Source organism: Pseudomonas sp. AL03 (assembly GCF_029960815.1).
Classification (GTDB): Bacteria; Pseudomonadota; Gammaproteobacteria; order Pseudomonadales; family Pseudomonadaceae; genus Aquipseudomonas.
Map to the genome: position 1 here is coordinate 96,237 of NZ_JASBRE010000001.1, position 22,034 is coordinate 118,270.

Genomic DNA, 22,034 nt, shown 5'->3' on the forward strand with positions numbered 1-22,034 from the left:
GCCAAGGGGAGGGAATGGTTGAGCGGGTTGGGATTAGCCGACCAGGAAGCGTCGACTTCCATGCTTGACCTTGGTGTAGCGAACCTGCAGGTAGGGCTTTTCTTGGAGCATGCGATCCACGTCGAGCACGTTGCTGTCCTTGGCTTTCTTCCAGCTGATAAAGCCGTGGCTGAACTCCGCTCGGGTAGCCTCACCCATAGCCTGCAGCAGCATCTGCTTGAGTTGGGCCTCGCGCGTTTCCTTCTCACCGATGGATTGGCGAACGGCCTTGAGCTCCAAGTAGGCCGCCGCCAACCCGGCATGTCCGCTGAAATCGACGGTCTGGCCGTTGTCTTCCGGGTATAAGCAGCGCAAAGCCGCTTCGGCTGACGCGCTACCGTCGGCAGGTGGCGGGGTGTCGGTTTCCACATAGCTCCAGAACTTGCGCTCCAGTTCGATCAGGCGAGCGATCATTTGCTCGTCACGCTCGATGCGATGGATCTCCAGGTGCTGACCGCCGAGCAGAACCGCCACATCTGCCGCCTGCTTGCCGGTGACGGCGAGTTGGTGCATCACTTGTAGTTCTACATACTCGGGCACGCCTTCGTTCCAGAGGCGTGCCCCATTTATGCCGGCAGTCTTACATTCGAGGATCTGCACATCGTCGGCGCCGATCACCTCGCGGTCGATGTTGGCCAGCATCCAGGGCAGTTCGGGGTTTGGATGCTGCAGCACGGCGTTAATCCGCCGCACTTTTTTACCGGTGCGTTTACTGTAATGCCAGGCCACGATGGGCTCCAGCACGTTGCCCCAATAGGCTGGGCTTTCCTCATCCTGAGGATCTATTTTCGGTAACGTGGCATCGCGACCGGTTTTTTCAAGCCATAACTCCAACTGCGATTTGTACGGGTTGAGGCCAACCGCCGCGCCTGCGTCGGAGCTACCGATGCCTCGTTTACGTATGGCGAGCCAGTCCTCGCGCGGCAGCTCTTTAGTGCTGACCAGGCGAAGGGCAGGGCGGGGCTTAGGGGTACTGCTATTCAATGAGGTTGCATTCATCGTGTTCACCTTACAGGCATAAAAAAGCCCGACCAGCACAAGGCTGACCGGGCGTGGCGATTGACGAGAAGGGTTAAGCTGCGAGACACAGGGCTGCATCCAGGGCGCGTTGCTTGATCTGCGCACCCTGACCAAACCACGCCGAGTCCATGCGGTACTCATTACTACGTGCGCGGCGCTCGTGATCGACGTACTCGGTCACCGCATTGAGCAAGCCCCAGGCGGTGCCGCGTGCTGAGTCCAACTGGCTGCCCCGACCACGGCCTTCATACAGCTCTTGCACCTTGCGCAGGGCGCGTTCGTTGGGTAGTTGCTCCGGTAGTTGATTGCTCGGATTGACCTCGCACAGCACGCCCATGAAGTAGCCAAGAGCCTCATGCCACTGGACCTTGCGTTCAGCGAGATGGCGCATGCGGTACATGAACTCGTCCCAACCGGAGACGGCTATGCCGAGTTGCTTCTTCACTGCCTTCGGATCGAAGCGGGTATTGTGCGGCACCTTGATTGCACGAGATGTGCCGTCCAGGGCTATGGTCAGGGTGTTATTACACACCACTCGAACCGTGGTAGGTGTTGCTGTGGTGGCCAGGGTGCCGTCGCAGGACGTGGCTAGCAGCAGATAGCCGTTGACCTGATCGTTTCCTTTCAGGGCAGCGCCTTGTCCGGTGCGCGCCAGTGCCCAGAACTTGCGCCCGCCTTTGAGTACCCCCGCAGTCTCCAGCTCGTAACCGGAGACCTCGGTGAGGTCACGATAAAACTCCAAAACTTCCCGAGGCTGCACGGTGTGGTAGCGCTGGGAAACCACCGACAGCGGTGCTTTGGTGTCGGAACGGTAGAGCACCTTTTGCTCGGGGAAGGAGTGGATGCTGCCGAGATGGCCGACAGTATCGGCTTTGAAGTGAACGGGGCTTTCTTGGATTGCCCAGTCCATCCCAGCTTCGCGTTGCCAAACTTCGATGGGTTGTTTCTGAGTGAGCTGATTGCCCAGGCCATGCCAGGGAGTTACGCCAGCGTAGGCCATAGTTTCGATGAAATGAGCCATGGTGGTGATTCCTTTGGGTGCGCGCCGGCATTAAGGCTGCGCATCGCGCAGCACCATCCGGACGTCATAAATGAGAGTGAGGTAATGGATTAAGCGGGCAGATTGAAGCGGTGGCCGCAGAGCAGGCAGAGGTTGTGGGCCAGGACGTGGCGATCGAGCGACTCACCCAGTTGGGCGCCGAGTGCGCAGCCGCCAACACCGCCGGCAAGGCCACCGAGGATGGCCCCCGAAACCGAGCCGAGACTGATACCGACTGGTCCGGCGATAGCGCCAATCAGCGCACCAGCCTGCCCACCAGCCAGTGCAGCACTGACGCCACGAGCAACACCGCCAACGGTACCGATGGCCGCGCCGACTTTCATGGCGTGATGGAAAGAAGCGACTTTGGGGGAGTGACAGCGAGGGCACTGCAATGACATGGGGGAACCTCTCTGGTGGTTATGTCATTGCGATTATGTAGGGCTGAGTTTTTTTCGAATTGAAGCCGACTCGGCATCTAGGATCTGGTTATAGGAATTTTAGAGGGATTTTCCGTATGCTACGTTTTGGCACTACTCAACGAATCAGGTTGAGCGCCCGGATTGGATTCTGATTGGAGGGTAGTCACCTATCAGCTAAGATCTCGTGTTAAGGCACAGGGAATCGTCTAATGCAGAGCAGTAGGGACAGAAGGCACGGATTGACGCGGCTGGGAAAGCTTACCCTTTTCCTAGTGTCTTACATTCCGTTATTTTTGATAATTATTTTTCAGCAGTTCTATAAAAACAGCGACTATCTTAGCTTCGGAGGTTTCAATAGCGATGCCTGGATGAATTTCGCGAAGAAATTCGGTGTGGCTACCACGCTTATAATAATCTCGGTTTTGGCTGTTATTTTCTTGATGATCTTGCTCCAAAATCTATTAGAGCGAGCTGAGGAAAGCGGCGAAATTTCCAAGGTGGTGGACGTAGAAAATAAGAACTCAGAATCAATTGCTTATCTATTCACTTATATCATTCCTTTCGTATTTCAAGATCCCGCAGACCCTGCCCAGCTAATACCAATAATCACTTTGATGTGCGTGACGTATACAATTTACGTCAACTCATCAATGATACTTATAAACCCAACTTTGAGTTTTTGGTATTCCCTCTATCATGTAGAGGTCGAAAACCTAGCGGGAGCAAAGAAGAAAATAATAATTCTTACAAAAGAAAAGTTTATGGAAGAAGGTGATTTGCTCAAAATGAAGCGAATTGCCCACAGATTGTATTTTGGTATAGATTTGGGGAGGAATGATGAGTAGCGAAGCGTTGAACACTGTTCAGGGTTTACTAGAGCAACAAAATCTTTCGTTTGAAGTGTTCTTCATACAAAGAAAAGCCAAGACTGAAAATAAGAAAAAAGGATTTAGCTATACTCTTAGTAGGTTGGATGCCTCGAACGAAATCAACGGCTTTTTTCTCAAGTCCGCAAAGGCGCAGGTCCAGAAATATATAGAGTCTTCAGCAGTGGCTCAGAAATATGCTGTTATCTCCGATGACATGCCAAAAGCGCTATTCAAGTATGATGAGGCTGAAAAGCTAAAGGTGTCAGATCATACTTGGAAAAAGATTCTCAACGGTACGGAAATAAAATCCGCCGTTTCTTTAAATGAACTAAAAAATAATATTTGGTACTACTGCGTTAAGATTGTAAGCACGACCGATGGTGGAAAGACGAAAGCCTTGTTTTTCAAAAAGTTAACGGCTACAAGCGTTGCTACAGACACACCGCAAGGCTTTGGGAAGAAAATTAAGGCTCACTTCGACTCCACAGACCCTAAATTGGTGGAAATTAAGACTGAGCACATTACTTTTGAAGATAAATTTGATTGCGTCTTGCAAGGTAATTCGTTTCTGATTTTCTCTAAAGCCGCATTCGAAAAAATTGCCGAGCTAGAAGATGAGTTTGTTGAGCTGTCAAAAGAAACATTAGAGATAATAAATAATCATTCTGTGGTCGAAGGTTTAGAAATTGTCTGTGCAGAAGTCACCTCAAAACCTTCTATGATGCGAACCCTGGCGAATATCGCTAAAAATAACAATCATGCCCAAATCGGTGCTGCCGAAATTGAGAATATGAAGCAGATGCTTCTTCAGTATGAAGGGCGAGAACTGAAGTCTACTTCAGATGGAAGAGTTCTTATCGAAAACAGGGATGATGTACAGGATTTTTTGAAGCTGCTCAATGACTATTACAAACAAGGTATGGTTACAGGTAAGACGTATGGATCAAATTCTGGAAGTGTATTGGTTAAAAGGAGTTGATTGTAAGCTCTTTCTTATTGAATTTTTGTTATGATATCTGTGTTGATGGTCTCTGTGGCTTTGAGAGCTATCTATTAGGCTGTTTTCGAACCACTCCAGATAGCTAGTGGAGTGGTTCGTTCACGGATATAGCATGTCTGAGGGTGAGCACTACTTCGGTAGAGCTTATCAGTCAACGAATCGAGACGACCTTCCTGTCCCGGTTGTCCTGGATGGCTGACATCGAAAGATTGCCGGTAGCTGCTTCTTGGATATGCTCGCTCCACCAAGCCATCATTGGACGTCTGCGCTCAATGTAGTCAGCTCGGTTGTAGGCGCTCCGTACCTCATCTTTATCGACGTGGGCTAGTGCGACCTCGATTAATTCAGGATCCCAGCCATGCTCATTGAGAATGGTACTCGCCATTGAGCGCATGCCATGACTTACTAAGCGCCCTTCGAAACCCATGCGCTTCAGCGCCATGTTGGCTGTCTGGCTGTTGCGGTGGGTGCGAGGGTTCCGGTCTGCAGGGAAGACGTGCTCCCGGTGTCCACTGTAGGGTTTAATCGCTTCCAAGAGCGACAGAGCCTGCTCCGTGAGCGGAATGATGTGTATCCGACGTTTCTTCATACGCTCCGCCGGTATAGTCCAGATCTTCTTTTCGAAGTCGATATCAGCCCAGCGAGAAGTGGCAGCCTCGGCTGGCCGAGTCATGGTGTGAAGTTGCCACTCAATTAGGCAGCGTGTAGTTCTTTTTATGCTGGCATTGGCAATTGCCACCATGAGCTCTTTCAGCTCATCGGGCGCAAGGGCCGCCATGTTTTTCTTTTTGGGCTTTTTGAAGACGGAGCGAATTCCACTGAGCGGATTCGCGTGAATCAATCCCGAATTGACACCATAGGTCATGATCTCATTGAGGCGTTGGGTTAGACGTTTAACGGTTTCGAGACTGCCCTTCGTCTCTAGGGGGCGCAGCAAATTTATGACTTTAGGGGCAGTGATAGCAGAGATTGGGGTGGTGGCCAGATCAGGGAACACATGCAGCGTGAGGGAGCGCCAAATATCCTCAGCGTATGCAGGGGTAACTGAATCCTTTTTGAGCTCGAACCACGCTGCTGAGATATTTTCGAAAGTATGTTCCGTGGCTGCTTTTTTCGCGTGCCGCTCGGCGTCGCGTTTCTCTTTAGGGTCCAGCCCCTGGGCGACGAGCTCTCTCGCTTCCACGGTTCTCTTGCGTGCTTGAGCCAGGCTTACCTCAGGAAAGGTGCCCAATCCCATATTTATCCGCTTTTTCGTCACGGGTTGGATGTAGTTGAAATTCCATAGCTTTGAGCCATTGATTCTCACTCGCATCTGAAGACCGTTGCCGTCGGTGAGTATGTAATCCTTTTCCTTTGGCTTCGCGGCTTTGACTTTTACGTCCGAAAGGCGCGTGGCTTGTGCCCCCATGGTGTATTCCAGTGCTGTTTATGTATTCCAAAAAATAGCAGGTGAGGGCTTGGAATACCACTTGGAATACACGAAATCGTAGATGGTTGCGGATGCTGGTGGACGCTCTTGGACTCTAAACCCCTGTATTTACTGGATTTCAGGCACAAAAAAAGACGTCCGTGGACGTCTTTAGATGTTGAGGTGGTGGAGCCGGGGGGATTTGAACCCCCGTCCGCCAGTACTCCGCTGTCGGTACTACATGCGTAGCCGTGTCTATTAAGTTAACCCTCAGCGACCCGACGGGCAGGGTGCTTTGGGCGAGTTGTGTAAGTTTTAGCCGCTTCGTCCACAACGTACTGCACGGCGATTCTGTTCTATATGACAATCACTTTGGGTTTACAGACATCCCCTGATGATTGCTGGACCCGAAGGTACCAGGAGGGAAGGGCTAAGGCTGCTTACGCAGCGAGAGCGTATTCCCCGTAGGTTTCGTCATTGGCAACTATAGAAAGTTGCAACAGTGGATTTACGAGTTCTGTTACCAACTCGGCATGCACCTAAAGTTTCGCAACCGGCGTCGAATCCTAAACGGCCCCGAGCCCATTGCTCTGTGAATCAAAGTGAGCAACAAGCCTGCGCAGTGTACGCCAACGTGGCTCAGAAGGCCAACCCGAAGGTTGGCCTTGAGCGGCTATCAGGTTTTACCGCCTTTGCTCGCGTTCTGGATTTCCTGGATGGTTTGGGTGGTTTCCGATATGCACTTCTCGGTGCCTTCCTTGGTGTTCATCGCCTGGTGGGCCTTGGCTTGCTGGACGCTGGCTTCGACACGGGCACTGATTTCCGGTGCCTGAATTTGTGACTTGGCATTGGCGATGGTCTGCAGGTTGGTTTCACAGAGATCTTCTGAGCCGCCGGCCGCAAACGAGGTGGACGCCATCAGCGAGGCAGTAACGAACAGACCTAACAGTACAGAGCGTTTCATGTGAATCTCCTTGAACTGAGGGTCCAGACATCGCTGGCCATCAGGACGGGCTGCCGAGTTTTGGGAAGTCCCCACAGTTGTGGGGCTTGATCAGTGGACTACGGCGGCACGTCAGGGTTCTATTTTTTTCTTCAGGTCCCCCTCGCCTGAGTCACCCGATCCACCAGATAGACCAGACCGTGGTAGTCGATTCCGCCGTGCTGCGTAAGACCAATCTCACAGGTACGACTGGTAGAAATCCCTTCGCTGCACTGCTGCACCGCATCCTTGAGCGTGCGCAGCGAATGGGCATTCAGCTCCGGCGTGGTGAAACCTTTGTCGCCGGCAAATCCGCAGCAGTGAATACCTTCTGGGATCACCACGTTTTTACTGCACTTGCGCGCCAGATCTATCAACGCCTGGCTCTCGCCCAAATGCTGGGTGCTACAGGTGACGTGCACCGCGATTGACGCTTCCTGCGGCGAGAAATCCAGTCGATCCATCAAATGCGTCCGGATGAAACGCACCGGGTCGTACAAGTCCAGTCGCACTTCACCCAGGTCTTGAACCAGCCGTAACGTACACGGGCTGGTGTCGCAGTAGATCGGGTCGAGCCCGCCGCGACTGGCGTGCAGCAACGCGCCGATCAGTTCCTGGCGTTTGTGTTCGGCCTGTTCGGCATAACCCTTGGAGGCGAATGGCTGACCACAGCAGAGGTTGTCCAGATTCTCCGGGAAGACCACTTGGTAACCGGCCTTTTCCAGTAGCCCACGGGTTTTGTCGTACAGCGACATTTGCTCTTTATCACCCGCCGCCGGGCCCATTGCCCGCGACACGCAGGCGGCCAGGTACACCACGCGAGGGCGTTCGTCCGATGCGGTCGGGCTGAAGCGAATGGCTTTTTCCGGTTGCGGCATGGCGTTGGTCCATTGCGGGACCTGACCTTTGGATAAACGCGTCAACGTTGCCGAAAGCTTTGCCAATCGTGGCGCCCCCAATAGCATCCGCGCGCCGTTGGCCACGTGCAGGGTGAAACGTGCGCCTTGCAGCGCAGTGGCGAAATTACCTTCCAGCCAATGGGCGGTTTTCGTATGAGTTGCCTTCCGGCCGCGGAGCTTTTTCACCAGCTCGCCGGTGTTGATTCCTACAGGGCAACGCTGCGCACAGAGGCCGGTGGCGGCGCAGGTTTCGATACCTTGGTATTCGTAAGTGGCTTCGAGCTCGGTGGTGTCCACACCTGCACGTTTCTTCGCCTGAATATCACGCCAGATCACGATGCGCTGGCGCGGGCTCAGGGTCAGGCCTTTCGACGGGCAAACCGGTTCGCAGAACCCGCACTCGATGCACTTATCCACAATCTCGTCGGCGGCCGGCAACGGTTTCAGGTGTTTGAGATGGATCTGCGGATCCTCGCTGAGCACCACGTCCGGGTTGAGAATGCCGTTCGGGTCGAGCAGGCGCTTGAGTTGCCACATCAACCGGTAGGCATCGCTGCCCCATTCCAGTTCGACAAAGGGCGCCATGTTGCGACCGGTGCCGTGTTCAGCCTTCAGCGAACCACCGAACTCCACCGCCACCAACTGCGCGACGTCCTCCATGAACGCCTGATAGCGTGCGACTTCTTCCGGGTTGTTGAAGCCTTGGGTGAAGACGAAGTGCAGATTGCCTTCCAGGGCGTGTCCGAAAAGGATCGCTTCGTCGTAGTGATGTTTGTCGAACAACTCGATCAGCCGATTCACGCCGATGGCCAGTTGTTCCACTGGAAAGGTCACGTCTTCGATGATCACCGTGGTGCCGGTTTTACGCACGGCGCCGACGGCGGGGAAGGTGTCCTTGCGGATCGCCCAGAGGCGGGCGTTTTCCACCGGGTCTTCGGTGAAGTCGACCTGTTTTTCCACCGGGAATGAGGTCAGCGACGCCATGATGTGCGCCAGTTGTTCCTGTAGCAATGTGGAGGATGCGGCGCGGGATTCGATTAGCAAGGCGCAGGCATTGTTCGACAGTTGCTGTACGAAAGCCGGCATGCCGGGTTTGTACTGCACCGAGCGCAGGCTGCGGCGGTCCAGCAGTTCCACGGCCGACACCGGTTGGCTTTTCAGCACGGTAACGGCGTTGCAGCAGGTTTCCACGTCCGGGAACACGATCAACGCCGACGCCTTGTTCGGGTGGTCGATCACGGTGTCGTAAGTCACCGCGCTGATGAACCCGAGGGTGCCTTCGGAGCCCACCAGCAAGTGGCTCAAGATATCCACAGGCTCGTCGAAATCCACCAGGGCATTGAGTGACAGGCCGGTGGTATTTTTCAGACGGTATTTGTGGCGAATTTTTGCTGCCAATTCGGCATTGGCGCGGGTCTCGCGACCCAGGCTCGCCAGATGTTCAAGCAGCGAAGCGTGGCTCTCACGAAACGCTGCAACACTCGCTGCATCCTCGGTGTCGAGACGGCTGCCATCGGCCAACACCAGACGAATGCCAGCCAACGTGTGATAAGTGTTTTGCGCCGTGCCGCAGCACATGCCGCTGGCATTGTTGGCGACGATGCCGCCGATCTTGCAGGCGTTGATTGAGGCCGGGTCCGGGCCGATCTTACGTCCGAACGGTGCCAGCCAGGTGTTAGCCTGCGCGCCGATCACGCCCGGTTGCAAGCGGATTTGCGTGCCTTGACCGCGAACCTCGCGACCGTTCCAGTTATCCCCAAGAACGATCAGCACCGAATCGCTGATGGCCTGGCCGGACAGGCTGGTGCCGGCGGCGCGGAAGGTCACCGGGACCTGATCCCGTTGCGCGAGTTTGAGCAGCGCCACGACTTCATCTTCGGACTCGACACGAATCACCAGTTTCGGAATCAGCCGGTAGAAACTGGCGTCGGTGCCGAAGGCCAAGGTCGACAGCGGATCATCGAAACGGCGCTCTTGGGGAATCAGTTGATGTGCATCTCTCAGAAAAGCCGCCGGTAGACTCATTGGTCCTCCAGAATCAAAACCACCAGGTCTTTCGGACCGTGAGCGCCATAGGCCAGGACCTGCTCGATGTCGGCAGTTTTCGACGGGCCGGACACCAGCAGGGCGTTGGTCGGCAGGCCTTGGGCCCACTCGAATTCCTGCTGCACCTGATAGAAGTTATCGCGGATTTCACTGGCCTTGAGCAGGGCGAAATGCACCGGCGGCACCAGACTCATCAGGCGCGGCTCTTCCCGCGTCGGCCAGAGAATCAGACTACCTGTCGCGGCGATTGCACCGAGGGTGGTGGTCAGGCTCGCCGGGGTGTCGTTGAACAGCTCGGCTTTCCATTCTTCAACCGGACGGTCGTAGGCTTTGAGCGTGGGCAGGTCAGGATTTTTCGCCCAATGCTGAGTGATACGTTGACCGTGAGGTGTAGTCGGTGCGATCAACAGGCTCGGTATCGTACGATCCCGCAGTAACTGAGCCAGCAACTCTGGCCAACCATCGACAGACGTCAGATGTATTTCGGTGTGCACCGCTTCCATCAGTTTGCGCAGTTGTGGGATGCGTTGCTCAGCGGTGTAGGTGTACGGCGCTGTCACCAGCTCGACGTCGAACTCGTCAGGCACCGGTGTGGTGCCGGTCAGACTGTTCCGCAACTTGGCGAGGATATTTTGCTTGGCGCTCATCAGTGTTCTCCCTGTTTGGCCAGATGCTCGCGGGCCATGTCATGCAGTGAGCGGGCAGCGGGTTTCGGTGCGCTGTGGTTTTGCGTCCAAGGACCAACGTTACTCGGTGCTAGGGCACGCAGGCGAGTGGCGAAGAAGCCGAACAGGCGATAGAGCGTCGGCGAGCTGTTGAGCTTGGCCCAGGCGTTCCAGATAAAGCGTTCCTTGCGCGAATATTTGCTGCCTTGGCCGCGCATGACTTGATGAGGGCTGTCCGGGGCTTTGACGTTCTCTTCCCGTAGGCGACGCAGCAACGCCGGAATAGGAATTTTTACCGGGCAGACTTCACCGCAGGCGCCACACAGCGACGAGGCGCTCGGGTGGTCCGGGACTTTCGCCAGGCCGACCATGTGCGGAGTGACGATTTTTCCGATAGGCCCAGGGTAAACCTCCCCATAGGCGTGGCCGCCGATTCGGGTGTAGACCGGGCAATGATTCATACAGGCGCCACAACGGATGCAGTTCAGTGTCTGGCGTAATTCGCTGTCGGCGAAGGCTTGGCTGCGACCGTTGTCGAGCAACACCAGATGCACTTCCTGAGGACCGTCGAGCTCATGCTCTTTGCGTGGTCCGGAGATCATGTTGACGTAGGTGGTGATCGGAATGCCCAGGGCCGAACGGGTCAGCAGCGACAAGAGCGGCACCACGTCGCGCAGGTTTTCCACGACTTTTTCGATGCCGGTGACGGCGATGTGCACCGGTGGCACCGTAGTGGTCATCCGTCCGTTGCCTTCGTTTTCCACCAGCAGCAAGGTGCCGGTTTCAGCCACGGCGAAGTTGACGCCGGAGACGCCGATGTCTGCTTCGAAGAATTTCTGCCGCAAGACTCTGCGACCGATTTGAATGAGTTGGTCAACGTCCTTGGTGTACTCCACGCCAAGTTTGTCGTGGAACAAGGACGCGACCTGACCGGCATTCTTGTGGATCGCCGGCATAATAATGTGTGAAGGCTTTTCGTGGTCGAGCTGGACGATGTATTCACCCATGTCCGACTCCAGGCATTCAATGCCTTGAGCCTCGAGGACATGGTTCATTTCCATCTCTTCGCTGACCATCGATTTGCCCTTGATCACTTGCCGCCCCTCGTGAGCGCGGATGATCGAGAGGACGATGCCATTGGCCTCGTCCACCGTTTCCGCCCAGTGCACTGTCACACCGTTGCGGGTCAGGTTCTGTTCAAGCTGCTCGAGCAGGTCAGGCAACTTGGATAACGCACGGGCGCGGACAGCATTGCCCAGCGCGCGCAAATGTTCTCTTTCGTGGGCATCGCTGAAGGACGCTGCCCGTTTTGTCATCAGTGAATCCATCGCAGTGCGAAAGTTATTTCGCAGTTGCTTGTCACCCAACGCCTTGTGAGCCCGGGTGCGAAAATCTTCTTCTACGGCAACCGTAGGAATAATCGCGGAAGCGTTCATTGGGCGCCTCCGGTACGCTGCCAGAGGAAACTGGCCAGATGCTGGCCGCGCAACGCTTCCTTCTGTTTCTCCAGCGAGCCGTTGATGTTCATTAGGCAACCACAGTCGGCACTCAGTACCTTGTGCGCGCCGGATTCCTTCAACGATCGGGTCTTGTCAGCCACCATCGCGCCGGAAATGTCCGGCATACGGACGCTGAAAGTCCCACCGAAGCCACAGCATTCACTTTCATGACTGTGGTCGACTCGCTCCACGTTGCTCAGCTGCGCCAATAACTCACGGCCGTGCAGGTGGGTATTCATCTCACGACGTGCCGAACACGAGGTATGCAGTGCCACTTTCACAGGTGTGCCACTGTCCTTGAACTGCACCTTGCAGACAAACAACAGGAACTCGGCCAACTCGTAGGTCCGGGCGGCCAGAGCCTGAACCTGTTTCAGCATTTGCGGCTCATCCTTGAACAAGTCGGCATAGTGTTCACGCAACATGCCGGCACACGATCCTGACGGCACCACCACGGGATAGTCCCCGGCAAACAGCGCCAGTTGCGAGCGCGCCACGGTCCTTGCCTGCTCGGTGTAACCCGAGGTATAGGCCGGTTGCCCGCAGCAGCTTTGCCCTTGCGGATACTCGACACGAATGCCTTCGCGTTCCAGCAGATGAATCGCATCCATCCCGGCTTCCGGGTAGAACAAATCCACCACGCAGGTTCCGAACAGGTAGACCCGTGACGGTTTTTTGCTGGGGTATTGCCGAGGCTCGGGCACTGGCGGGGCGACGCGGGTCGCGTTCTGCACAGCGTTATAAAATTGCTCGCTCATCAGGCGGGTCTCTCGGCCGGTTATCCGTCCGTTGAGGCTGCTGAGTATAGAGAGGGAAGCTTTCAGCAGCCTTACAGACCGGGTGGTGAATAGCTGACGCCGGAGTCGTGGTCCGGCGTCGGTTTTTTCCGTGCTGCTTGTAGTTCTTAGTGCACCAGCATGCCGGTGAACCAATAGGCCTGAGCCAGGGTGATCAGGCCGACGATCGTTGCAAAGAATAGGCTGTGCTTGAGGGTGAAACGGAACAGATCCGATTCCTTGCCCACCAGACCGGTCGCGGCACAGGCCACCGCGATCGACTGCGGCGAAATCATCTTGCCGGTCACGCCGCCGCTGGTGTTCGCCGCTACCAGCAACACATCGCTCACGCCGATCTGGTGTGCAGTAGTCGCTTGCAACGAGCTGAACAGTGCGTTGGACGAGGTATCGGACCCGGTCAGAAACACGCCCAACCAACCAAGGAACGGCGAGAAGAACGGGAATGCTGCACCGGTGCCTGCCAGAACCAGCGCCATGGTCGATGACATGCCCGAATAGTTAGTGACGAAGGCGAAGGCGAGCACCATACCGATGGACAGAATCGGCCAGCGCAGCTCGTAGAAGGTCTCTTTTAAAGTGGTCAGACCAATTTTGACATTGATCTTCAGGACCAGCATCGAGATCAGCGCGGAGAAGAAGATCGCCGTGCCGGTCGCGGAAATCGGGTCGAGTTTGAACACCGCCGGAAGGGCGGTCGGGGCGGCCACGATCGGTGCGACCTTGATCACCATTTGGTCCAGGTGCGGGATCGCGAAGTTGAACACCCAGCTGTACATCGACCCGCCAGCGGCAAACATTGCCTTGAAGGGTTTCAGGGTCCAGATAGTGACCAGCACGGTGAGGATCAGGAACGGTGACCAGGCTTTGAGAATTTCACCGAGGCTGTAGGGCGAAGCCACGGTGCTGCGCGGCTGACCGAAACCGCCGGCGCTGGCGCCGACCACGGAAGCCGAGACCGCGCCGACGATGTGTTGGCCCGCTGCGCGTTTCGGCTGCCATACCTTCAGGAACAGCGTCAGGGAAATCAGGCTGGCCAAGGCCGAGGTGATGTCCGGCAGTTCCGGGCCGATGAAGTTCGAGGTGAAGTACTGGGTGACGGCAAAGCTCAGACCGGCGACCAGTGCTGCCGGCCAGGTTTCCCGCACGCCGCGCAGGCCATCCATCATGAACACCAGCCAGAACGGCACGAACAACGACAGCAGCGGCAGTTGACGGCCGGTCATGGCGCCGATCTTGAAGGCGTCGATTCCGGTCACTTGCCCGGCGACGATGATCGGAATCCCCAGGGCGCCGAAGGCAACCGGCGCGGTGTTGGCGATCAGGCACAGGCCAGCGGCGTACAGCGGGTTAAAGCCCAGACCTACCAGCAGTGCGGCGGTAATCGCTACCGGCGCACCGAATCCGGCTGCACCTTCCAGGAAGGCACCGAAGCAAAAGCCGATCAGCAGCACTTGCAGGCGCTGGTCGTCGGTGATCGACAGCACTGAGCTGCGGATCACTTCGAACTGACCACTCTTGACCGTCAGTTTGTAGAGGAACACCGCCGCCACGATGATCCAGGCAATCGGCCACAGGCCGTAAGCGAAGCCATAGCCGGCGGCGGCGAAGGCCATGTCGACCGGCATCTGGAAGGCAAGGATCGCCACAGCAATGGACAAGGCCAGCGTGATGCTGCCGGCCACGTGTCCCTTGAGCCGGAACACGGCCAATGCCAGGAAGAAAAACACGATGGGGATAACGGCCGCGAGCGCGGACACGCCGAGACTGCCGAGCGGGGAATAGAGCTGTTGCCAGGTTTGCATATGGGGTGGCCCCTAATTGTTGTTGGTCAGGCACTGGTCAGCGTTCTTGGATAATTGGTAATACCAATTTACAATCGCTGTTGGCTAGGGTAAAAGCCTTGTAGGCGGTGTGTCAATTTGGCGTCCTAAAACTTTTGTCGAATAGGCGCTGTGGCGTGCAGGTGATCCACCCGATCAAATGCCGTCTGGTAGGTGCTGGCATAGCGCTGATAGGCCAGAATAGAGAGCCCGGCGAGTCGTCGGGATCGTGGAGAATTGAATTATGGGGTTTGATCAGATTCGTCAGCGCCGTTTGTCTGACGATATTGTCGAGCAACTCGAGGGGATGATTCTCGAGGGCACGCTGAAGGCGGGTGAGCGCTTGCCGGCCGAGCGTGCGTTGGCCGAGCAGTTTGGCGTGTCACGCCCTTCGTTGCGCGAAGCGATTCAGAAACTGGCGGCGAAGGGCTTGCTGGTCAGTCGCCAGGGTGGCGGCAATTACGTGGTGGAGTCGCTGGGGTCAACCTTCAGCGATCCGCTGCTGCATCTGCTGGAAAGCAACCCTGAAGCGCAGCGCGATCTGCTGGAATTTCGCCACACCCTGGAAGCCTCCTGTGCCTATTACGCAGCCTTGCGCGCAACGGACGTTGACCGCGAGCGGCTGACCGCGGCCTTCAACGAATTGCAGGACTGCTATACGCGTCATGATGAAGTGAGCCGTGCGGAAGAGGGCGCGGCGGATGCGAAATTCCATCTGGCGATTGCTGAAGCCAGTCACAACGCGGTGTTGCTGCACACCATTCGTGGGTTGTTCGACCTGCTCAAGCGCAACGTGGTGACCAATATCGGCGGGATGTACAAACAGCGCACCGAAACCCGCGACATGCTGATCACTCAGCATCGTGAGTTGTACCTGGCGATTATCGAAGGAAGGGCAGAGCAGGCGCGAGAAGTCTCCAGCCGACACATTTTGTATGTGCAGGAAGTGCTGGAAGAAGTGCGTCAGGAAGTGCAGCGCATGGCTCGGGCGGAGCGGCGCAAGGGGATTTAGTCGGAAATCAATCGTTCCCACGCAGACGGTTCGACGCCTCGACGTGGGAGCGATCATCAGGCCGGAAGATTAATCTTCCTTGCCCTTGTTGCGCACCGCACGCTGCAACTCGCGACCGGCGTCGCGTTCGCGTTCGGTATCACGCTTGTCGTATTCCTTCTTGCCCTTGCCCAGAGCGATCTCGCACTTGACCATGTGCTTGCTCCAGTACCAGGACAGGCACACGCAGGCGTAACCTTTTTGCTGCACGGCAGTGGCCAGCTTTTCCAGCTCGCGCCGGTTGAGCAGCAATTTTCGGGTGCGGGTCGGATCAGCGATGACGTGGGTGCTGGCGGTCATCAGGGGCGTAATGTGGCTGCCGAGCAGCCAGGCTTCGCCATCCTTGAGCAGTACGTAACTGTCAACCAGTTGTAGCTTGCTTGCCCGCAGACTTTTTACTTCCCAGCCGGCCAGGACCAGACCAGCCTCGAACTTATGCTCGATGAAGTAATCGTGTCGCGCCTTTTTATTCTGCGCGATGGTCCCTGTTGGGTGTTTCTTCTGTTTAGCCATAGGGGCGGCATTATAGGGAGTTGCAAGCAAGTCGGCTACGGTGTCGCTACGTGCTTGAGCAGGTTGATTGAATCCCGGACAATGCGGCCTCTTTTTTTGAACGCTTGGGCGTGATAACGATGTCGACAGACAAGGTTTCTGTCCACGGCAGTTGGGCTAGCCGCTGGGTCTTCATACTCGCCGCGACCGGTTCGGCCGTGGGCCTGGGTAGTATCTGGAAATTCCCGTACATGGTCGGCGTCTATGGCGGCGGCGCCTTTGTGCTGATGTTTCTGGCCTGCATCGCGCTGATCGGTGTGCCCGTCATGCTGGCCGAAACCCTGATCGGCCGTCGCGCGCGACAGAGTCCGGCCAACGCCTTGAAGGTATTGGCGCTGGAAGCCGGGCATTCGGGTAAATGGTCCTGGGGGGCGTTTGCCGGGATGGTCACGGCGTTGCTGATCCTGTCTTTCTATAGTGTGGTCGGCGGCTGGTCGCTGGATTACATCATCGACATGGGCCGTGGTGACTTTCAGGGTGTAACGCCTGATCAGGTTGGCGCGTATTTCGGCAATGTAATCGCCGATCCATGGCGCCTGACACTTTGGCACACGATTTTCATGCTGCTGTCGGCAGTGGTCATCGCCAAAGGCGTCGTTGCCGGGCTTGAGCGTAGTCTGCGGATCATGATGCCGCTTCTCTTTGTGATGATTCTGGTGCTGCTGGGTTACAGCATGACCACCGGGCATTTCATGGAAGGCGTGCATTTTATGTTCGACTTTCACCCGGAAAAAGTACTCGACGGCTTGCTGCCCGCCATGGGGCACGCTTTCTTCTCCCTGAGCGTGGGCGTCGGCTCGATCATGATCTATGGCGCTTACATGCCAAAGAACTCGTCGATTTCCGGCACCATCGTCGGCGTGGCACTGCTCGATACCTTCGTTTCTCTGGTGGCCGGTTTGGCATTGTTTCCGATTGTGTTTGCCGCGGGCCTGAACCCGAGCGAAGGCCCTGGCCTGATGTTCGTCAGCCTGCCCTTTGCCTTTGGTAACGTAGCGTTCGGTCAACTGATGGGCGTAGTGTTCTTCGTGCTGGTAGCGATTGCCGCCTGGAGTTCGGCGATTTCCCTGCTCGAACCGATGGTGGCTTACCTGGTTGAACGCACGAAAGTCAGCCGCGCGTGGGTCACCTTCTGGCTGGCATTCACCTGCTGGTTCGTCGGACTGGGCACGGTGTTCTCCTTCAATATCTGGAAGGAAGCCAAATTTTTCGTGAACGAAGGCGGGTTGTTCCACCTCTATCAATGGGGTGCGGCGGGCGGTCTGGATTTCTTTGGTGTAATCGATTTCTTCACCTCGCGGATCATGTTGCCACTCGGTGGTTTGTGTTTCGTGGTGTTTGCAGGCTGGGTGATGGGCCGTGAGGCGGTACGCGACGAGTTGTCGATTCGCAGCCCGGTATTGTTCGCCCTGTCCCTGTTCTTGATGCGCTATGTGGCGCCCATCGGCATTCTCGTAGTGTTTGCCGCCCAGCTGTGGAAGTGACGCTGACATGACGACACACATTCAACGTTCGGCCTTGCTGCCGTACCCGGCGCAAGCGCTGTATGACCTGGTCAACGACGTGGCGCGTTATCCGGAATTCCTGCCGTGGTGCTCGACGGCCGAAGTGCTCGAAAGCTCTGCTGAGCATATGCGTGCCAGCGTAGGTGTGGCCAAGGGGGGGCTCAGTCAGCATTTCGTGACTCGAAATAGCTTGGTGCCCGGGCATTCGATTGAGATGAACCTCGAGGAAGGTCCGTTCAACCAGTTGCATGGCGTCTGGGTGTTCAAGCCGTTGGGGGAAAAGGCCTGCAAGATCAGTCTGGACCTGTCGTTCGATTACGCCGGGCCGATTGTTCGCGCTACCTTGGGGCCGTTGTTCAATCAGGCGGCCAATACGCTGGTGGATGCCTTCTGCCAGCGCGCCAAACAGATGCATGGTTGAGGTCGTGATCGACGTTGAGGTGGTCTATGCCGCCATTGATCGTCAGGTGCTTCTGTCGGTGACGGTGCCGGCAGGAACAACCGTGCGGGCGGCTTTGCTGAAGTCAGGTGTCGGCGAGGCGTTTGCGGAGCTGGATCTGGCCGATTGCCCGGTAGGGATCTTCGGCAAAGTGGTCGCAGATCCAGGCAATCATCCTGTCGAGGCGGGTGATCGCATCGAAATATACCGGCCATTGCTGGCTGATCCGAAAGAGGTTCGCCGGTTGCGTGCTGCCAAAGCTGCTGAGGCCAAAACCCGGAATCAGTGATTCGCTCAAATGCTGGACAATAAAAAACCCGGACATGCCGGGTTTTTTATTGCGTCGCAAATTATTGCGGCGAGGTTTCCAGAGGTTCTGGAGTCGGGACTGGAACGGTTTCTACACCGTCGACGTCCTTCTGGATCTGATCCAGCAACGAACCTGGCTTGACCGGTTTTTCCGGTTTCGGCTTCTCGGCGTTTTCTGCTGGCGCAGCAACTTCAGTGCCGCTGTCCTTGCCGAGAATGGCTTCGTCCCGGCTCACGCCTGGCATGAAATCACCAGAGAGGCTGACAAGTTGGTCATTAGGGTTGAAGATAACGCTAATGCGTTCCTGTTGGCGTTCACCGCCACCGGGTTGCAGGCTATACAAGTAATCCCAGCGATCGGCATGGAACGTGTCAGTCAGCAGCGGGTTGCCCATGATAAACCGTACTTGCCGACGGGTCATTCCCGGGCGTAACTGGTCTATCATGTCCTGCGTGACGACATTGCCCTGCTGGATGTCGATTTTGTAAACCCCGGGGAATGAACAACCGGCGAGTGCGAGCAGTCCCACAAAGGTGAAACTGGTTAGCAAGAGCTTGGCGTTTTGCATCGGTGGGCGACTTCCACTATCTTGGCTGGGACAACGTAAACGCCGATCATACCCGCATTAAGAGAAGCTGCGAAGCAGCATCGCGAGAAAGCTGACCATGGTTGAAAATAGCGAACTACGCAAAGCCGGCCTCAAAGTGACCCTTCCACGGGTCAAAATTCTGCAAATGCTCGATTCCGCCGAGCAACGCCACATGAGTGCCGAGGATGTCTACAAGGCGCTGATGGAGGCTGGTGAGGACGTCGGTCTGGCCACGGTTTACCGTGTTCTGACTCAGTTCGAGGCAGCTGGCCTTGTGGTGCGGCACAACTTCGACGGGGGCCATGCGGTCTTCGAGCTGGACGACGGCAAGCATCACGACCATATGGTCAACGTCGAGACCAGTGAAGTGATCGAATTCTTCGACGAAGAAATCGAGCGTCTGCAGAAGGCAATCGTCGACAAGTATGGCTTCGAGATGGTTGATCACAACCTTGTACTGTACGTGCGCAAGAAAAAGTAAGCATGTCGCGCGAACTTAAGGTTCGCGAAACGAGCGAAGGCGACCCCAGGGTCGCCTTCGTGCTTTCTGTCGGTCTTAAATTTTCGCAGTGACGACCATTTTCCTGGCATGAGCCAGGGATTCCTTGGTGAGGTCGATGCCTCCCAGCATCCGCGCCACTTCTTCGACACGATCATTCTTGCTCAGTTTGGAGACGGCTGTGTGAGTGGCATCCTCACCGCGCACTTTGTGTACGAATAGATGCTGATGACCCTGCGCCGCAACTTGCGGCAAGTGAGTGACCGTCAGAACCTGCCCGCGCTCCCCCAGTCGACGCAGCAACTGGCCGACGATCTCGGCGGTCGGGCCGCCGATGCCCACGTCCACTTCGTCGAACACCAAGGTCGGTACACGCGAGGTCTGTGCGGTGATCACTTGAATCGCCAGACTGATCCGTGACAGCTCGCCGCCGGATGCAACTTTTGCCAAGGCTTTCAGCGGTTGCCCCGGGTTGGCGCTCACGAGCAGTTCTACCTGCTCGAGTCCATTGGGCAGGAGTTCATCGCTGCTGTTGGGGCGCAGTTCGATGGTGAAGCGACCGCCGGGCATGCCCAGTCGCTGGATTTCCTGCTCCACGGCGCTAGCCAGGCTGCTCGACGCCTGATGGCGTAAATCGCTCAGCTCACGAGCCTTCTCCTGATAGTGACGGGCATAGGAGGCCAGTTCATCGCTCAGTTGCTCGATGGATTCGTCGTTGGCATTCAGGGTTTCAATTTCATCCAGCAAGCGCTGCTGCATCTCGGCCACTTCGGTCGGCTGGATACGGTGTTTGCGCGCCATGGTGTAGATCGCATCAAGGCGTTCCTCCAAATACTGAAGACGCGCTGGATCGGCGTCGAAGTTATCAAGGAAGCGGTTCAGTTCCCCCACGGCTTCTTCGACCTGGATCTGCGCACTGGTCAGCAGACTACTGGCCTCGCCCAGGGCCCCAATCGAATTGTTGACGCTCGAAAGGCGGTTGAGGCTGGCGGTGAGGGCGTTCAGCACATTGCCGGAATCACTTTCGCTGCATTGCTCGACTACTTGCCGGCAAATGCCCAGCAGGGTTTCGGCGTTGGTCAGGTTCTTGTGTTCCTGTTCCAGCTGCTCCAGCTCGTTTTCGCCGAGGCCGAGGTTTTCCAGTTCTTCGAGTTGATAGCTGAGCAATTGATGGCGAGCGCGTTGTTCGTCGCCGGAATTGGAGAGGCGTTCCAGTTCCTGGCGGGTCTGACGCCAGCGTTGGGCGGCCAGGTGCACCTGACGGGCAAGGTCCGTTGCGCCGGCGTATTCGTCGAGCAGGCGGCGATGCGTGTCGGTCTTGAGCAGAGATTGGTGTTCATGCTGGCTGTGGATGTCGATCAGCAACTCGCCCAGGGCCTTGAGATCGCCGAGGGGGCAAGGCGTGCCATTGATGTAGCCGCGCGAGCGTCCTTCAGCGGTGATCACCCGGCGCAGGATGCATGGGCCGTCACTCTCCAGGTCGCGCTCGGCCAGCCAGGCGCTGGCTTCCGGAATATCGACCAGGTCGAAGGTTGCCAGGATATCGGCCTTGTCTGCGCCAGGACGGACCACGCCGCTGTCGGCACGATCGCCCAGGGTCAGGCCCAGGGCGTCAAGCATGATCGACTTGCCGGCGCCGGTCTCCCCGGTGATCACGCTCATCCCGCGATCGAGTTCGAGATCGAGATGTTCAACGATGGCGTAGTTATGTACGGACAGGTGCACCAGCATAAAGGCCGCTCCCAGGCTTTAGGTCTGGTTATTTATACAGTGTTTTGTTTCTGGCTGACAATGCCCTGCTTTAGCTCGACTTGCTTGATCCGACGAAATCCTTAGTGCGCACGGGAATGACAATGCAGCTGTTTTTTGTAGGGTTAATCAATAAGCGCCCCTTGAAGCTGAATTTTGCGGCCCCATATAGCTGGGCAGAAGCGCGAGTTGAGCTCGCGGACGATATTGAAAGGAGAAATCTATGGCTGACGAACAGACAGTGGATACGCAAAATCTAGACACCGATCAGGCTGCCCAGGATTCGGGTGATGAACTGGCGACTCGTGTTCAAGTGCTCGAAGAGCAATTGGCTGGCGCTCATGATCAGGCTTTGCGTGTAGCGGCTGATCTGCAGAACGTCCGCCGTCGCGCCGAGCAGGATGTCGAAAAGGCTCACAAGTTCGCGCTGGAAAAATTCGCCGGTGACTTGCTACCGATCATCGACAGCCTGGAGCGCGGTCTCGAGTTGTCCAATCCGGATGACGAAAGCATCCGTCCAATGCGTGAAGGCATTGAGCTGACCCTGAAAATGTTCCAGGACACTCTGAAGCGTTATCAGCTGGAAGCGATTGATCCGCATGGCGAACCGTTCAATGCCGTTCAGCATCAGGCAATGGCCATGCAGGAAAGCGCCGACGTCGAGCCGAACAGCGTGCTCAAGGTGTTCCAGAAGGGCTATCAGCTCAACGGTCGCCTGCTGCGTCCGGCCATGGTCGTGGTCAGCAAGGCCCCGGCGCCGGTTTCGCCTTCGATTGACGAGCAGGCTTGAAATTAGCCGCAAGGCCCCCATTTAGAAGTCAAGCGTTTAAGTGCT

21 protein-coding genes and 1 other RNA gene are annotated in these 22,034 nt (G+C 56.4%); 8 read left to right on the forward strand and 14 right to left on the reverse strand.

Annotated elements, in window-relative coordinates:
* Positions 1–33: 33 nt before the first annotated feature.
* From QK293_RS00405 to QK293_RS00415, 3 genes are all read right to left on the reverse strand, one after another.
* Positions 34–1,038 (reverse strand): lambda-exonuclease family protein, encoded by a 1,005-nt coding sequence (locus QK293_RS00405; protein ID WP_282375323.1) that lies wholly within the window; start codon positions 1,036–1,038, stop codon positions 34–36.
* Between the two features lie 73 nt (positions 1,039–1,111).
* Positions 1,112–2,080, reverse strand: a complete 969-nt coding sequence (locus QK293_RS00410) for a DUF932 domain-containing protein (protein WP_282374911.1) — start codon at positions 2,078–2,080, stop codon at positions 1,112–1,114.
* Positions 2,081–2,169: 89 nt separating this feature from the next.
* Entirely contained in the window at positions 2,170–2,499 is a 330-nt protein-coding gene (locus QK293_RS00415; protein WP_038606415.1) for a hypothetical protein, read from the reverse strand.
* Positions 2,500–2,729: 230 nt separating this feature from the next.
* Between QK293_RS00415 and QK293_RS00420 the strand changes: the two genes are divergently transcribed.
* Complete coding sequence (locus QK293_RS00420) at positions 2,730–3,365, forward strand: hypothetical protein (protein ID WP_282374916.1); 636 nt, start codon at positions 2,730–2,732, stop codon at positions 3,363–3,365.
* Positions 3,358–4,368, forward strand: coding sequence for a Kiwa anti-phage protein KwaB-like domain-containing protein (locus tag QK293_RS00425; protein WP_282374918.1), 1,011 nt, complete (start codon positions 3,358–3,360; stop codon positions 4,366–4,368). The genes QK293_RS00420 and QK293_RS00425 overlap by 8 nt, the downstream gene beginning before the upstream one ends.
* Before the next feature lie 172 nt (positions 4,369–4,540).
* Here the strand turns inward: QK293_RS00425 and QK293_RS00430 are convergent, their stop codons facing one another.
* From QK293_RS00430 to QK293_RS00465, 8 genes are all read right to left on the reverse strand, one after another.
* Positions 4,541–5,797 carry an integrase domain-containing protein gene (locus tag QK293_RS00430; protein ID WP_282374920.1) on the reverse strand — a complete coding sequence of 419 codons (1,257 nt, stop codon included), beginning with the start codon at positions 5,795–5,797 and terminating at the stop codon, positions 4,541–4,543.
* A gap of 184 nt (positions 5,798–5,981) precedes the next feature.
* Positions 5,982–6,375, reverse strand: a transfer-messenger RNA (tmRNA) gene (gene ssrA / locus QK293_RS00435).
* Positions 6,376–6,473: 98 nt separating this feature from the next.
* A complete protein-coding gene (locus tag QK293_RS00440) occupies positions 6,474–6,761 on the reverse strand; it encodes a hypothetical protein (protein WP_282374922.1) in 288 nt (95 codons plus the stop codon).
* 131 nt (positions 6,762–6,892) lie between these two features.
* Positions 6,893–9,703 carry an FAD-binding and (Fe-S)-binding domain-containing protein gene (locus QK293_RS00445; RefSeq protein ID WP_282374924.1) on the reverse strand — a complete coding sequence of 937 codons (2,811 nt, stop codon included), beginning with the start codon at positions 9,701–9,703 and terminating at the stop codon, positions 6,893–6,895.
* Positions 9,700–10,371, reverse strand: a complete 672-nt coding sequence (locus QK293_RS00450) for a lactate utilization protein C (protein ID WP_282374926.1) — start codon at positions 10,369–10,371, stop codon at positions 9,700–9,702. The genes QK293_RS00445 and QK293_RS00450 overlap by 4 nt, the downstream gene beginning before the upstream one ends.
* Positions 10,371–11,825: a LutB/LldF family L-lactate oxidation iron-sulfur protein gene (locus tag QK293_RS00455; RefSeq protein ID WP_282374929.1), complete on the reverse strand. Its 1,455-nt coding sequence runs from the start codon at positions 11,823–11,825 to the stop codon at positions 10,371–10,373. Before QK293_RS00455 ends, QK293_RS00450 begins: the two co-directional genes overlap by 1 nt.
* Entirely contained in the window at positions 11,822–12,646 is an 825-nt protein-coding gene (locus QK293_RS00460) for a (Fe-S)-binding protein (RefSeq protein ID WP_282374931.1), read from the reverse strand. The genes QK293_RS00455 and QK293_RS00460 overlap by 4 nt, the downstream gene beginning before the upstream one ends.
* A gap of 146 nt (positions 12,647–12,792) precedes the next feature.
* Positions 12,793–14,487 carry a lactate permease LctP family transporter gene (locus QK293_RS00465; RefSeq protein ID WP_282374933.1) on the reverse strand — a complete coding sequence of 565 codons (1,695 nt, stop codon included), beginning with the start codon at positions 14,485–14,487 and terminating at the stop codon, positions 12,793–12,795.
* 262 nt (positions 14,488–14,749) lie between these two features.
* Here QK293_RS00465 and QK293_RS00470 point away from each other — a divergent pair, with 262 nt between their 5' ends.
* The gene (locus tag QK293_RS00470) at positions 14,750–15,517 is read left to right on the forward strand and encodes a GntR family transcriptional regulator (protein WP_282374935.1); all 768 of its coding nucleotides are present in this window, start codon (positions 14,750–14,752) and stop codon (positions 15,515–15,517) included.
* A gap of 69 nt (positions 15,518–15,586) precedes the next feature.
* Here QK293_RS00470 and smpB read toward each other — a convergent pair whose 3' ends face one another.
* Positions 15,587–16,069 (reverse strand): SsrA-binding protein SmpB, encoded by a 483-nt coding sequence (smpB, locus tag QK293_RS00475; protein ID WP_008149046.1) that lies wholly within the window; start codon positions 16,067–16,069, stop codon positions 15,587–15,589.
* Between the two features lie 119 nt (positions 16,070–16,188).
* Between smpB and QK293_RS00480 the strand changes: the two genes are divergently transcribed.
* From QK293_RS00480 to QK293_RS00490, 3 genes are read left to right on the forward strand one after another with little or no spacing between them, the layout of a single operon-like run.
* Entirely contained in the window at positions 16,189–17,592 is a 1,404-nt protein-coding gene (locus QK293_RS00480) for a sodium-dependent transporter (RefSeq protein ID WP_282374938.1), read from the forward strand.
* Between the two features lie 7 nt (positions 17,593–17,599).
* On the forward strand, positions 17,600–18,034 hold the full coding sequence (locus QK293_RS00485) for a type II toxin-antitoxin system RatA family toxin (RefSeq protein ID WP_282374940.1): 435 nt from the start codon (positions 17,600–17,602) through the stop codon (positions 18,032–18,034).
* Positions 18,027–18,341 carry an RnfH family protein gene (locus QK293_RS00490; protein ID WP_282374942.1) on the forward strand — a complete coding sequence of 105 codons (315 nt, stop codon included), beginning with the start codon at positions 18,027–18,029 and terminating at the stop codon, positions 18,339–18,341. Before QK293_RS00485 ends, QK293_RS00490 begins: the two co-directional genes overlap by 8 nt.
* A 61-nt stretch (positions 18,342–18,402) precedes the next feature.
* Here QK293_RS00490 and QK293_RS00495 read toward each other — a convergent pair whose 3' ends face one another.
* Positions 18,403–18,930, reverse strand: a complete 528-nt coding sequence (locus QK293_RS00495; protein ID WP_282374944.1) for an outer membrane protein assembly factor BamE — start codon at positions 18,928–18,930, stop codon at positions 18,403–18,405.
* A gap of 97 nt (positions 18,931–19,027) precedes the next feature.
* Between QK293_RS00495 and fur the strand changes: the two genes are divergently transcribed.
* Positions 19,028–19,432, forward strand: a complete 405-nt coding sequence (fur, locus tag QK293_RS00500) for a ferric iron uptake transcriptional regulator (protein ID WP_003197684.1) — start codon at positions 19,028–19,030, stop codon at positions 19,430–19,432.
* Positions 19,433–19,507: 75 nt separating this feature from the next.
* Here fur and recN read toward each other — a convergent pair whose 3' ends face one another.
* Positions 19,508–21,181: a DNA repair protein RecN gene (recN, locus tag QK293_RS00505; protein ID WP_282374946.1), complete on the reverse strand. Its 1,674-nt coding sequence runs from the start codon at positions 21,179–21,181 to the stop codon at positions 19,508–19,510.
* A gap of 241 nt (positions 21,182–21,422) precedes the next feature.
* Here recN and grpE point away from each other — a divergent pair, with 241 nt between their 5' ends.
* Complete coding sequence (gene grpE, locus QK293_RS00510; RefSeq protein WP_282374947.1) at positions 21,423–21,989, forward strand: nucleotide exchange factor GrpE; 567 nt, start codon at positions 21,423–21,425, stop codon at positions 21,987–21,989.
* Positions 21,990–22,034 lie beyond the last annotated feature (45 nt).